This is a genomic window from Rathayibacter oskolensis, assembly GCF_900177245.1.
GTDB lineage: Bacteria > Actinomycetota > Actinomycetes > Actinomycetales > Microbacteriaceae > Rathayibacter > Rathayibacter oskolensis.
This window is the reverse complement of sequence record NZ_FXBM01000004.1, coordinates 196,143-208,500: the sequence shown is the minus strand read 5'-3', so window position 1 is coordinate 208,500 and position 12,358 is coordinate 196,143. Positions and strand designations below refer to the sequence as shown.

The window sequence follows — 12,358 nt, the reverse complement described above, 5'->3', positions numbered from 1 at the left end:
GCCGGCGGCAGGGGCGGCCGATCACACGCTCGGGTAGTCGCCCGCCTCGAGATCCGAGAGGAGGCTCGGGTGGGTCGGCCGCCAGCCGTAGGTCTCGCGCGTCCAGGCGCTGGAGGCGGGCTGGTCCATCGCGAAGATCTGCCCGAGGGGGCCGAACGACTCCGTCGGCACCTGCCGCACCGGCACCCCGAGCTGCCCGCCGATCACGGTCGCGATGTCGAGCATCGTGTCGCCCTCGTCGGCGACGGCGTTGACCGCCGTGCCCGCCTCACCGCGCTCGATCATCAGGCGGAACAGCGACGCGGCGTCGCGGCGGTGCACCGCCGGCCAGCGCTGGCTGCCGTCGCCGACGTACGCCGAGACTCCTGAGCGCTGCGCCGCCTGGATCAGCAGGCCGGCGAAGCCGTAGGCCACGGCGCGCTCGTGCACCGAGCGCGGGAGCCGGACCGCCGTCGTGCGGATCCCCTGCGACGCGAGACCGAGGATCCGTGCGGCGTTGACTCCCCTGCCGCCCACCGGGCCCGTCGTCGACAGCGGGTCGTGCTCGGTCGCCACGCGGCCCTCGGAGAAGGTGGTCCCCGACACGATCGAGAACGGCTTGCCCGTGCCCACGAGGGCCTCGGCGACGGCGTCCATGGCCGCGCCCTCCTCGGCGATGCTGCGATCGAGGTCGGAGAAGTCGTTGCTGAAGGCGAGGTGGATCGCGCCGTCGGCCTCGCGGGCGGCTGCGGCCAGGACGTCGAGGTCGCCGAGCCCGCCTCGGACGGGCGACCCGCCCGCCGTCGTGACCGCCTGAGCGGCGACCTCGGATCTGGCCAGGCCGAGCACCTCGTGCCCGTGCGAGACGAGCTCCTCGGTGACGGCGCGGCCGATCGCGCCTGATGCTCCAGTGATGAGAACGCGCATGGGGGACTCCTCGTGACGGACCGGTGACCCGCGAGAGCCGACTCCGGTGATGCGATCAATGTCCCATCACCGTAGCACCGCGATGGGACAAAAGTCGCATCGCGTATCATCGTCCTCATGCCACGCTGGGAACCCGACGCCCGCGAGCGGTTCGTCTCCGCCGCCCTGCACCTGTTCTCGGAGCAGGGCTACGACGAGACCACGGTGGCCCAGATCGCGGACCGCGCCGGGCTGACGAAGAGCACGTTCTTCCGGCACTTCCCCGACAAGCGGGACGTGCTCGCCGCGGGCCAGGAGACCCTGTCGGCGCTCCTCGCCGAGGGCATCGCCGCCGCGCCGCCGACCGCGACCCCTCTCGAAGCGGTCGAGGCCGGCCTCGCCAACGCCTCGGCGGCCATGACCCCGTTCAACCGCGAGCTCGGACAGCGACTCGACGCGGTCATCGCGACGAGCGCGGAGCTGCAGGAGCGCGCCCTGCTGAAGAAGGTCGGCATGGCTGCGGCGATGGCCGACGCCCTCCGCGACCGCGGGGTCGACGACTCCGTGGCCGCCGCCGCCGCCGAGCTCGGGGTGCTCGCCTTCAAGGAGGCGTTCGCGGCGTGGTCGGCCGGCGAGGGCGGCGAGCTCGCTCCGATGACGAGGTCGGCGCTCGACCGCCTGAGGACGGCCCTGACGCACCTCGGCTGACCGCCGGCACGACGACGGCCGGCCCCGCTCGAGACGAGCGGGGCCGGCCGGGTGGAGGCGAGACGTCAGTGCGAGCGGCGCGCGGTCGTCGACGGGGCCGCCTGGCGGGCCTTGTCGGCGGCCTGCTCGGCCTGCTCCTTCACGCTCGGGGCGTTCTGAGCGTGCTGCTGGATCTTGGGAGCCTCGTCCTCGGCCTTCGTGAGGATCGCCTCCCAGCGCTGCTGCATCGGCTTGATGAGACCGCCGCCGGCGCCGACGATGATCACTCCGGCGATGATGGCGAGGACCGCGATGAGGATCGGGGTGGTGACGGTCGTGGCGACCTCGATCTGGTTCAGCGCGGCGGTCGCGCCGAGGAACAGGATGAAGACGGCGACGATGTTCCCGAGGACCTTGCCGTAGGAGAGCCCGCCCAGGGTGTTCTGGATCAGGCCCTTGGCCCCGGCGGCGATCACGGCGGCGATCACGATGATGATGATCGCGACGATGATCTTCGGCAGGAATCCGATGATGCCCTGGAGCAGATCGCTGACCGGGTTCTGCCCGAAGACACCGAAGGCGAACTGCAGCACGAACAGCACCAGCGTGTAGTAGATGATCTTCGACACGATGTCGGAGGCGTCGAGCTTCGAGTTCGCGAGCGCCTTCTTGATGCCGCCGCGCTCGACGGCACGGTCGAAGCCGACCTTGGTCAGGAGCCTCGAGAGGCCCTTCTCGATGAGCTTCGCGACGATGAGGCCGACGACGAGGATGAGCAGGAACAGCAGCGCGAGCGGGACGAACGCGATGACGGCGGCCAGTCCGTTCTGCAGAGCGGCGGGGAAGTCCATGGGGTGAGCCTTTCGGGGCGGGGGGACGGAGGGGGGGGGGGGGGCGGCGGCCGCTCCGACGGGTGTCGGGCGGCCGTCGCCGGTGGTGCCTAGGAGCGGCGGTCGCGGTCGACGACGGACTCGTCGGTCGAGGTGGTGCGGGTCGTGTCGGGATCGACGAGCTCGATCTCCTCGTGGGAGACGTCCTCGCTGACGCTCTGCTGCTCGGTGACCGTCTCGGTGCCGAGGCTCACGCGCTCGACGGGGACGGTCTCCTTCGCCGTGACCACGCGCTCGGCGGTGAGGACGACCTCGTGCTCCTCCTCGCTGAGGTCGGGGCCCGAGAGGGCGTCGGCGGCGTTCGCGTCGGTGATCGGCTCGCGGGTGAGGGTGACCTCCTCGTGGCTGACCGGGACGGTCCGGGTGACCTGCTCGGTGACGATGTGCTTGCGCAGGCGAGCACGGCCCGCCTCGACGCGCTCGGTGCCGACGCGCAGGCGCTCCTCGGAGCGGGTCATCGCGTCGTCCGTCGTCGGGCCGGACGTGTCGTAGCCCTCGGTACCGGTGGTGCGGTCGGCGTCTCGGTCGACGAGGGGAGCCTCTGTCGTGGCGGACGCGGTGCCGGTGCCGTAGTAGGAGTAGAGCGACTGCTCCTCGTCGGCGTTGAGGTCGCCGTCGTCGGCGATGCGGGGGGCGTCCTTGACGAACGACTTCTCGTAGGCGACGCGCACGACGCCGCCCTCGAAGCTCGCGTCGGTCAGCGGTGCGAACGACTCGGAGGAGCCGAACAGACCGGTGCGGATGGTGACCCAGGTGGGCGTCTGGGTGGCGTCGTCGACGTAGACCTGGCCGACGGTGCCGATCTTGGCGTCGTCACTGCCGTGGACATCGGCGCCGATGAGGTCGTTGATGGTGCTGCTGTCGATCATGGTGCTCTCTCGTCTCTCCCGGAGGATCGTCCGGAACTCGAAGGTGGATGGTGGAGCGGAGCGAGGGCTTGCTTACGGTGTAAGCCGACAGTGCAGCTTACGGTGTAAGCGGGGTTACGGTGGAGGGGCCGGAGGGCGGTTGCATTCCCGGCGCCGCGCTGGTAATCGAGCACGAGGATCCCGACGGGAGCGTCATCCATGGGAGAACGTCCGAAGACGACCAGGAGCGCGTCGCACACGCCCCGGCTCAGTCGCGACCTGATCGTCGAGACCGCCCTGGCGCAGATCGACCGCTCAGGGAGCCAGAGCCTCTCGATGAGATCCCTCGCGCAGGAGCTGGGTGTCGAGGCCATGTCGCTCTACCGCTACGTGCACGGCAAGGAGGATCTGCTCGAGGGCGTCATCGCCCTGCTGATGCACGACCTCAACGAGCGTCTCGACGAGTCGGAGGCGCAGCACTGGCAGGGCTTCCTGCAGACGGTCGCCCACGAGGTCCGACGGATCGCGACCGACCACCCCAAGGCGTTCCCGCTCGTCGCGACCCGGCATCCCGCCGCGCCGTGGCTGCGTCCGCCGCTGCGCAGCGTCGAGGTCGTCAACACGTTCCTCAGCGCGCTCACCGAGCACGGCTTCTCCGACGAGCGAGCGGTCGGCGCCTACCGGGCGTTCAGCAGCTTCCTGCTCGGTCAGCTCCTCCTGCAGTCCGCGGTCCACGGAGCCGAGACCGGTCCGGCCGAGGAACCCCTCGACGAAGGGGATGCCGCCATCCCGCAGGGAGACGGCCGCATGACGCTCGACCGTGCGCCCGAGGTCAGGCGCCTCCGCGCCCTGCTGAGCGAGGACCGCAGCGACGAGGAGTTCGAGATCTCCCTCGAGGCGCTCCTCGACCGGCTCGACCGGGAGCTGTCGCAGTAGGCGGCACGGATCGGTTCGTCCGCAGTCCGGTGAGGCGGGGTGCTCAGCGCTTGCGGGCCGAGCGCATCGCCGGCTTCTGAGTGAGATCCGAGCGCTCGGCGAGATCGTCGTAGAGAGCAGTGCCGGCGGCGACCAGCGCGATCCGCCCGTTCTCGTCATGATGGATGCCCCACCCGTACCGCTTCGCGAGCGGCGAGGCCCGGAGGCACGCCTGATCCTTCGCGAAGAAGCGCTCGCGCTCGGCGTCTCGATCCTCGTCGGGGATCCCCGCCCGGAGAGCGTGGACCTCGAACAGCACATCGTCCGAGGTCAACTCGTACGGCCGCGCACTCACGAGCGCGTACTGCAGCGACGCGACCGTCGGCGTCGCGGTCGTCGGCGGGACCACCCCGCTGGTGACCGGCGAGTCGGGAGCGATGGTGATGAAGGTGGTTCGGTAATCGGTCGTCACAGGCTCAGCCTGCGGGCGGATCGACGGCCGGTCTTGGAGAATTGCGCCAATGGTCACGGAACGCGGGCAGAAGGTGGAGCCGGCCGAGCGGTCGGGCGTGCTGCACCCCTCGAACGTCGAGCGCTTCGCCGCGCGCTGGATCACTCCTGCCGCCGATGTCCGCGAGGTCGTCGACACCTACTGGAGCGTCGAGTGGCGGCTCGCGGAGGACGAGACGATCGATCAGCGGATCATCGACCATCCCTCGGTCACGCTGAGTGTCGAGCGGGGCCGCGTCGTCGCGCCGTTCGTGGTGTCCGCCGTCAGGACGAGGGCCTGGCAGCGCACCATCAGCGGCGCCGGAGATGTCTTCGCCCTCCGGCTCCGCCCCGCCGGCCTGGCCGTCCTGACCGACCTCGACCCCTCCACGCTGACCGGAGAGCGCGTGATCACGGCGGTGGACCACCGCGCACATCGGCTCCTCGAAGAGATCGCCGAGTCGAGCGACGCCGACGGCCGGGCTCGGCGGGCCGACGACCTGATCCGCGCGAGCCTGCGCGAGAGGCCCCTCACCGAGCAGGGCCGGCTCGCCAACGCGGCCCTCGACCTGCTCACCGCCCAGCCGCACGTGCGGCCCGTGTCGGAGGTGGCGAGGGCGCTGCGGACGAGCCCCCGCTCCCTGCAGCGCGCGCTGGCCCTGACCCTCGGCCGCGGACCGGCGGAGGTCGCGCGCCGAGTCCGTCTGCAGGAGGTGGTCCGCCGGCTCTCCTCCGGGCACTCGAGCATCGCCGCCATCGCCACCGACCTCGGATACACCGATCAGGCCCACCTGACGAACGAGTTCCACGCCGTCACGGGCACCACCCCCGGGGCGTACCTCGCCGAGACCGAGAACGGCCCTCGGTAGCCTCGACGGTAGCCTCGGACCGGCGATGGAGGTCGACATGCGAGCGGACTGGGACGAGTCGTTCTTCGACGCGCAGCGGGAGGACCCGTCGGTCTACTGGGTCTGCTTCTGGACCGGCGACGACATCGAGCAGGCCGCGCAGCACGACCCGCAGCGCATCGAGGGGGCGGGCTCGGTCGAGGAGGTCCTCGAGTGGCTGCACAGCGTGAAGGGCGAGCGGAGGTTCGAGCTGTTCGTCGAGACCGTCGGCCACGCCGAGACGCGTGCCTCCGGCTGGACCGCCCACCGCACCCTCGTGCGCCTGGCCGGCGACTTCGAGCCGGCGGGCACGACGCACACCATCACGCTCACGGCCGAGTGGACGGGGCACGCCGACGGCACAGAAGGCACGGAGCGTGGCCGGGATGCCTGACTCGGGCCCGTCGCTCCCGCGCTGGCGTCTCGCGGTGTCGGCCTCGGCGGTGCTGGTGGCGGCCTCCGCGCTGAGCGGGTGCGTCCCGGGCCCCTCGTCGCGGGCGCCGGAGGGGGATCCGATCGCCGCGGCGCGCGCGCTCCCGAACGCGGGCGGCGTGATCAAGGACGGGGCCCGGTCCTGCGGGGAGTTCGTCCTCGAGCAGGGAGAGGACGTCCCCGAGGAGGCCCGGGACTGCCTCGTCGCAGCGTCCGTCGCCGGCGAGCCCGCCGAGCTGGCCTGGAGCACGCCGACGAGCGAGGGCGATCCGATCGTCTCCTTCGCCACTGTCGGCCTCGGACGGGGGATCCAGGTCTACACGACGGACGCGTTCGACCGGCACAGCAGGATCGAGGACCCGACGAGCCCCGGTGCGGGCTGGTCCGGCTACGCCTGCGACGACCCGGCCGACCTCTTCGGCACGGGCGACTGCGATCCCCTGGTCGAGGGCTGACCTCTCGCCTTCCGTGACGGATCGAGGCCGGACCGAGGCGGGTCAGCGGCGGAGCACGTGAAGCAGGGTCTCGAACGCCGGCGCGCGCGGGTCGATCAGCTCGAAGTGTCCGACGCCGGCGAGCTCGTGCAGCTCGACGCCGGGGTGCTCGGAGGCGTAGCGCCGGCTGTACGCGACCGGCACCACCGCGTCGCGGTCGCCGTGCACGAGCGCAACCGGCATCGGCGGCGAGGGGAGCTGAGAGGGGTCGGCGACGGCGACCGGTCCGGAGGGGCCGAGCAGCTCGGCCACCGCGTCGTCGCTGAGGCGGGCGTCGGCCGCGGCGGCCAGGTCGACGACTCCGGCGAGCGCGACGACCGCCGACACGTGCGGCGAGGGGTCGACCGCCTGCGACCACACCGCCAGGTGCCCGCCCGCGGAGTGGCCGACGAGGGTCACCCGCCCGACGGGCGCGGGCACGAGCGCGGGGATCGCCGCGACCAGCGAGCGGATGTCGTCGGCGGTGCCCGGCCACCCGCCTCCGGGGTCGCCGATGCGGCGGTACTCGGGGAGGAGCACGTCGAACCCGCGGTCGGCGAGCGCCGCCGCGAGCGGGCGGGCGTGCATCCGGTCGTAGCGGGCGCGCCAGAAGCCGCCGTGCACGAGCACGACGAGGGAGTCGGCGGCGGCCGCCCGGTAGACGTCGACCAGGTGCTGCGGTGCCGCGCCGTACCGCAGCACGGCGTCGGGCTCGCGGGCGGGGAGGTCGAGGATGCCCGTCACGGAGTCCTGAGCAGCTCGCGGATCGCGAGCACGACGACCTCGACCTCCGCGAACGACGTCGAGAGCGGGGAGAGTCCGAGGCGGATGCCGCTCGGGGTGCGGAAGTCGGGGATGACGCCGCGCTCCCAGAGCACGGGCACCATCGCGGCGAAGTCCGGGTGGTCGACCGTGATGTGGCCGCCGCGGCGCTCGGCGTCGCGGGTGGTCGACAGCACGACGCCGAGCGGTGCGAGGTGCTCGTCGAACAGGTCGACGGCGAAGGCGGTGAGCGCGCGCGACTTCTCGTGGATCGCGAGCAGTCCCGCCTCCTCGATCAGATCGAGCATGGCCTGCATCGCGATCATCCCCACGATCGGCGGGGTGCCGCTGACGAACCGGCGGATGCTGTCGGCGGGGTCGTACGCCTCCCCCATCCGGAACGAGTCCTTGACCCCCATCCAGCCCCAGATCGGCTGGACGGCGTCGGCGATCAGCTCGCGCCGCACGTAGAGGAACGCGGGGGCGCCAGGTCCGCCGTTGAGGTACTTGTAGGTGCAGCCCGTCGCGAGGTCGACGCCCCACGCGTCGAGCTCGATCGGCAGGACGCCCACGGAGTGGCAGACGTCCCACAGCACCAGCGCGCCGGCCTCGTGCACGATCCCGGTGATCGCCGGCACGTCGGCCGCGAAGCCCGAGCGGTAGGCGACCTGGCTCAGAACGACGACCGCCGTGCCGGCGCCGACGACCGCGCGCACGTCCTCGGGCGTGACCCCGCCGCCGAGCTCGGTCTCGATCCAGCGGATGCGCGCACCGGTCTCGGCCGCGATGCCCTCGATGACGTAGCGGTCGGTCGGGAAGTTGCCGCGGTCGATGACGATCTCGGAGCGGCCCGGACGCGCGTGCAGCGCCGTCCGGATCAGCTTGTAGAGCGACACCGTGGTCGAGTCGCCGACGACGGTCTGGCCCCGGCCCGCGCCGAGCACCGCCCGGCCGAGGCGGTCGCCGAGGGCCAGCGGAAGCTCGAACCAGCTGTCGTCCCACCCCCTGATCAGGCGCCCGCCCCAGCTGCCGCGCACGAACTCCGCATAGCGCTCCGGCAGATCGGCCACGGGCCGGCCCAGGGAGTTGCCGTCGACGTAGGCGGGCAGCGCCGGGTCGTCGGCGCCGAGGAAGCGCGCCCGGTAGGAGGCGAGCGGGTCGAGCCGGTCGAGCTCGGCGGCCGTGGTCAGGGTGGTGGTCATCGTCGTCCGATCTCGGTGCGCCCGGAGGAGGGCTCCCTCCACGTTCGCACGTGCGACCGGGACGCGGCAGGGTCAGGGCCGACGGCGCGCCGAGACGAGCGCGACGGCTCCGACCAGCGCGGCGACTCCGCCGACCAGGAGCGGCGTGCGGGGCGAGACGCCGTCGACGAGGAGCCCGCCGACGATCGCTCCCGCCGCGATGCCGATGTTGCAGACCGTCACGATCAGCCCGCCGACCTGCTCGAGCCGCGCCGGCTCCGCCCGCGCGCCCCAGCTGAGGACCGTGGTCGGCACTCCACCGAAGCCGAGCCCCCAGAGCACCGCCGCCGCGAACAGCCCGACCACGGAGGAGCCTCCCGCGACCATGACGAGCATCCCGGCTCCCAGCACGGCCGGGAACAGGATCGCGCCCACCCGCGGCGCCCGGTCGGCGAGCAGACCGCTGACCGCCGTCCCGGCGAAGTTCGCGGCACCGAAGACGAGCAGCAGCAGGGCGAAGCCGCCCGGGTCGAGGCTCGACAGATCCTGCACGGCCGGCCGGATGTAGGTGAAGCCGCTGAAGTGCCCGCCGAAGATCAGGAGGACGGCGAGCAGCCCGACCAGGACGACTCCCGAGCGGAGGACCGCCCCGAGCGCCCGGATCCCGCTCGAGGCGCCCGGAGCGAGGTGCGGGAGGGTGGCAGCCTGCACGATCACCGCGACGACCGCGACTCCAGCGCCCAGGACGAACACCCCGCGCCACCCCCAGACCTCGCCCAGCCACGCGCCCAGCGGCACGGCCGCGACGGTCGCCACCGAGACTCCGGAGTTGACCACCGTCAGCGCCCGACCGACGTGGTCGGCGTGGACGAGGCGCGACGCCATCGCCGTGGCCATCGCCCAGAAGCCGCCGAGGGCGACCCCGAGGAGGATCCGCGCGGCCAGGAGCACGACGAGGTTCGGCGCGACGGCGACGATCAGGTTCGAGACGACTGCGAGCAGCGTCAACCCGAGCATCACGCGGCGACGGTCGGCCCGGGGCAGCACGACCGAGAGGAGCAGTGCGGAGGCGGCGGCGGCGAACGCGGTGACGCTCACGGCCTGGCCCGCCTGGCCGTCGGTCGCCCCGAGGTCGCCCGCGATGCGGGGAAGGAGGCTCGCGGGGAGGAACTCCGACATCACGATGGCGAAGATGCCCAGGCCGAGCGCGGCGACGCCCGCCCACGAGGTCGGCGTGCGCGCCTCGATCGGGCCGGTGGGAGTGGAGCCGGTGGGAGTGGTCGCCGTGGTCACCAGGGCAGCTCCCCGTTCTCGTCCCGGAGCGTGCCCGACGGGCCGCCCACGCCCTCCAGCGCCAGACGCACGACGACGCCGGCCGTCTCGGCGACCGGTCGGCCGATGCCGAACCCGGCGGTCATGTCGGTCGCGGTCGTCCCCGGCTCGAGAGCGGTGAACGTGATTCCCGGGTGCACCTTCGCGTACTGCACCGAGAGCATCGTGGCCGCTGCCTTCGACGCCGCGTAGAGCGCGAGCGGCAGCTGCGACTCCGCTCGAGCCGGATTGTTCACCGCCCAGAACGAGCCCATGCTGCTCGACACGGTGACGACGTGGGCGCTCGACGACCGGCGGAGCAGCGGCAGCGCCGCCTCCGTGACCCGCACCATCCCCACGGCGTTGGTGTCGAACATCCGCACCGCCGTCGGACCGTCGAGGCCGGTCTCGAGGATCCCGGCGTTGTGGACGAGGAGGTCGAGCCGCCCCGACGCCTCGTCGATCACCGCCAGTGCGGCCGCCACCGAGTCGTCGTCGGTCACGTCGAGCTGCACGGAGCGGACACCGAGCTCGGCCGCGGCCCGCTCCCCCCGCTCTCGATCCCGAGCGCCGATCCACAGGTCGTGCCCGCGCTCGGCGAGCTGCCTCGCGGTCTCGAAACCGATTCCCTTGTTCGCTCCGGTGATCAGCGTGACGGTCATGTCTGTCCTCTCGAATGGGTGGTCCCGATGGGCCACGGTGGACGCTAGCCGCGGCCGCGGCCGGCACCCAGTGCCCTGACGAGAGGGGGGTGAGGCAGGGCCCCCTCAGCAGAGAGGCTCCCGATCTAGGGTTGCCGGGTGAGCGAGTCGACGAACACCCTCGGTGCCTTCCTGCGCGCGCGGCGCGAGCTGGTCACGCCGCAGATGGCGGGCCTGCCGGACAGCGGCGTCCGGCGCGTTCCCGGTCTGCGGCGGGAGGAGGTCGCGATGCTCGCCGGCATCAGCGCCGACTACTACCTGCGCCTCGAGCGCGGGCGCGACCACAGGCCCTCGGTGCAGGTGCTCGAAGCGATCGCCCGCGTGCTGCAGCTCGACGACGACCACTTCGCCCACCTCCTGACGCTGGTGGCCGACACTCCCCGCCGACGCCGCGCCCGGCCGCGCCCCCAGACGCCGCCGGCCGGCGCACTCAAGCTGCTCGACTCGCTCGTGCAGCCGGCGTTCATCGAGGACCGGTACTTCGACATCCTCGCTTCGAACGCCCTCGCGCGAGCGCTCTCCCCCGGCCTCGTCGTCGGCGGCAACCAGCTGCGCGCGATGTTCCTCGACCCGGCCGAGCAGGCGCTGCATCCGGAGTGGGAGAGGGTCACCGAGTGCTTCGTCGCCAACCTCCGCCAGGCCGTCGGAGGCGACATCGACGATCCGCGCTTCATCGAGCTGACCGGTGAGCTCTGCCTCGCGAGTCCGCGCTTCGGGCAGCTCTGGGCACGGCACGAGGTGCGCAGCCCTCGGGGGACCCCGATCCTCGTCGACCACCCGCAGGTCGGCGAGATGCTGTTCAACCGGGAACGGCTCGAGATCGCGGGCACCGACGGTCTGATGCTCGTCGTCTACCACCCGGACGCGGGATCGAGCGACGCCGACAAGTTCGCGCTGCTCGCCTCCGCCGGGCTGCCGACCGCCGACTCCGCGCGCGAGGTCCGCCGCCGTTCGTGAGAGACCCGGGGCCGTCGGGGAGGATGGGCGGATGACCCCTCGAAGCGACCGTCGACTCCTGCCGAGCATCGCGACCGGGGCCGCGGCCGCTGTGGTGGGGCTGCTGCCGTGGCTGCTCACCGGGCTGCGGCTGCCGGTGCAGAACCTGTGGGCGGTCGAGGTCGCTCCGGAGGCGATGCCGCTCGCGCTGCTGCCGTTCAGCCAGTACTCGATCGTGCTGATCGCGGCGGTGATCCTGGTCGGGTCGGCCCTGGCCGGGCTGGCGGTGCGGGTCGGCCCGGCGGTGCGGGCCGGGCGCGGGCCGAGGACTCTCGGGGCGGCGATCGGCGCGATCGGCGTGCAGGTCATCGCGCTCGTGCAGTCGGCGGTGACCGTGGCGGGCGGGCTGTCGGAGGGGACCGCCTCCGACCTCTACCTCGCCGCGCTCGTCGCCGGCGCCGTCGGATCGATCGTCGTCGGGGCGGTCGTGCTGCTGCTGATCGCCCGGGCTGCGGAGCCGGGAGCGGCGATCGGCGTCTCCATCGCCGCGATCGCAGCGGGGAGCTGGCTGACCACGCTCGTCGCGCCGCTCACCACCGACTCCGCCGCCGGCCTCGGTGTGCTGAACGCGGTGCAGTGGCTTCCCGGGATCCTCGCGGGGCTCGGTCTCGCCTGGTGCGGGCTCACCTCGGTGGTGCGGGCGCTCGCGTGGGCGGTGAGCCTCGTGCTGCTGTGGGTCGGACCGACGCTGGTGACGGCGGTGTCGTCGGCGGCGGGGTCGCGGGTGCTCGCGCCGTACCCGCTCGAGATGCTCGACTACGGCAGCCAGGTGTTCACGACGGCGCTGATGATCCCCGCCGTGTCGCTGCGCACCGCCCTGACGGCGCTCGTCGTGGGAGCGGTCGGCTTCATCGTGCTCTCGGCGGTGCGCCGCCGGCGCGACCGTCCGCTGCGTTCGTAG

General features: G+C 72.6%; 15 protein-coding genes. 7 read left to right on the top strand and 8 right to left on the bottom strand.

What is annotated here, in order from left to right; translation table 11 throughout:
- Positions 1-21 precede the first annotated feature (21 nt).
- Entirely contained in the window at positions 22-906 is an 885-nt protein-coding gene (locus tag B9Y99_RS18065) for an SDR family oxidoreductase (RefSeq protein ID WP_085478034.1), read from the bottom strand.
- A gap of 117 nt (positions 907-1,023) precedes the next feature.
- Here B9Y99_RS18065 and B9Y99_RS18060 point away from each other — a divergent pair, with 117 nt between their 5' ends.
- Positions 1,024-1,593: a TetR/AcrR family transcriptional regulator gene (locus B9Y99_RS18060; RefSeq protein WP_085478033.1), complete on the top strand. Its 570-nt coding sequence runs from the start codon at positions 1,024-1,026 to the stop codon at positions 1,591-1,593.
- A gap of 65 nt (positions 1,594-1,658) precedes the next feature.
- On the opposite strand, the gene B9Y99_RS18055 is transcribed toward B9Y99_RS18060, so the two are convergent.
- Complete coding sequence (locus B9Y99_RS18055) at positions 1,659-2,423, bottom strand: mechanosensitive ion channel family protein (protein WP_085478032.1); 765 nt, start codon at positions 2,421-2,423, stop codon at positions 1,659-1,661.
- Positions 2,424-2,512: 89 nt separating this feature from the next.
- Positions 2,513-3,331, bottom strand: coding sequence for a DUF2382 domain-containing protein (locus B9Y99_RS18050; protein ID WP_085478031.1), 819 nt, complete (start codon positions 3,329-3,331; stop codon positions 2,513-2,515).
- Positions 3,332-3,529: 198 nt separating this feature from the next.
- Here B9Y99_RS18050 and B9Y99_RS18045 point away from each other — a divergent pair, with 198 nt between their 5' ends.
- Positions 3,530-4,246, top strand: a complete 717-nt coding sequence (locus tag B9Y99_RS18045) for a TetR/AcrR family transcriptional regulator C-terminal domain-containing protein (RefSeq protein ID WP_085478030.1) — start codon at positions 3,530-3,532, stop codon at positions 4,244-4,246.
- 43 nt (positions 4,247-4,289) lie between these two features.
- Here B9Y99_RS18045 and B9Y99_RS18040 read toward each other — a convergent pair whose 3' ends face one another.
- The gene (locus B9Y99_RS18040) at positions 4,290-4,697 is read right to left on the bottom strand and encodes a DUF6157 family protein (protein WP_208857013.1); all 408 of its coding nucleotides are present in this window, start codon (positions 4,695-4,697) and stop codon (positions 4,290-4,292) included.
- A 49-nt stretch (positions 4,698-4,746) separates the two neighbouring features.
- On the opposite strand from B9Y99_RS18040, the gene B9Y99_RS18035 reads away from it, so the two are divergent.
- Genes B9Y99_RS18035 through B9Y99_RS18025 form a run of 3 tightly spaced genes read left to right on the top strand, consistent with a single transcriptional unit; the run spans position 4,747 to position 6,488 of the window.
- Complete coding sequence (locus tag B9Y99_RS18035; protein WP_085478029.1) at positions 4,747-5,583, top strand: helix-turn-helix domain-containing protein; 837 nt, start codon at positions 4,747-4,749, stop codon at positions 5,581-5,583.
- 37 nt (positions 5,584-5,620) lie between these two features.
- Complete coding sequence (locus B9Y99_RS18030) at positions 5,621-5,995, top strand: hypothetical protein (RefSeq protein ID WP_208857012.1); 375 nt, start codon at positions 5,621-5,623, stop codon at positions 5,993-5,995.
- Positions 5,988-6,488 carry a hypothetical protein gene (locus tag B9Y99_RS18025; protein WP_085478027.1) on the top strand — a complete coding sequence of 167 codons (501 nt, stop codon included), beginning with the start codon at positions 5,988-5,990 and terminating at the stop codon, positions 6,486-6,488. The genes B9Y99_RS18030 and B9Y99_RS18025 overlap by 8 nt, the downstream gene beginning before the upstream one ends.
- Positions 6,489-6,530: 42 nt before the next feature.
- Here B9Y99_RS18025 and B9Y99_RS18020 read toward each other — a convergent pair whose 3' ends face one another.
- From B9Y99_RS18020 to B9Y99_RS18005, 4 genes are all read right to left on the bottom strand, one after another.
- Entirely contained in the window at positions 6,531-7,250 is a 720-nt protein-coding gene (locus B9Y99_RS18020) for an alpha/beta hydrolase family protein (RefSeq protein ID WP_085478026.1), read from the bottom strand.
- Positions 7,247-8,470 (bottom strand): kynureninase, encoded by a 1,224-nt coding sequence (locus tag B9Y99_RS18015; RefSeq protein WP_085478025.1) that lies wholly within the window; start codon positions 8,468-8,470, stop codon positions 7,247-7,249. Before B9Y99_RS18015 ends, B9Y99_RS18020 begins: the two co-directional genes overlap by 4 nt.
- 72 nt (positions 8,471-8,542) lie before the next feature.
- Positions 8,543-9,742: an MFS transporter gene (locus tag B9Y99_RS18010; protein WP_208857011.1), complete on the bottom strand. Its 1,200-nt coding sequence runs from the start codon at positions 9,740-9,742 to the stop codon at positions 8,543-8,545.
- The gene (locus B9Y99_RS18005) at positions 9,739-10,422 is read right to left on the bottom strand and encodes an SDR family NAD(P)-dependent oxidoreductase (protein WP_085478024.1); all 684 of its coding nucleotides are present in this window, start codon (positions 10,420-10,422) and stop codon (positions 9,739-9,741) included. Before B9Y99_RS18005 ends, B9Y99_RS18010 begins: the two co-directional genes overlap by 4 nt.
- Before the next feature lie 138 nt (positions 10,423-10,560).
- Between B9Y99_RS18005 and B9Y99_RS18000 the strand changes: the two genes are divergently transcribed.
- Positions 10,561-11,418 (top strand): helix-turn-helix transcriptional regulator, encoded by an 858-nt coding sequence (locus B9Y99_RS18000; RefSeq protein WP_085478023.1) that lies wholly within the window; start codon positions 10,561-10,563, stop codon positions 11,416-11,418.
- Positions 11,419-11,449: 31 nt separating this feature from the next.
- The gene (locus tag B9Y99_RS17995) at positions 11,450-12,358 is read left to right on the top strand and encodes a hypothetical protein (protein WP_085478022.1); all 909 of its coding nucleotides are present in this window, start codon (positions 11,450-11,452) and stop codon (positions 12,356-12,358) included.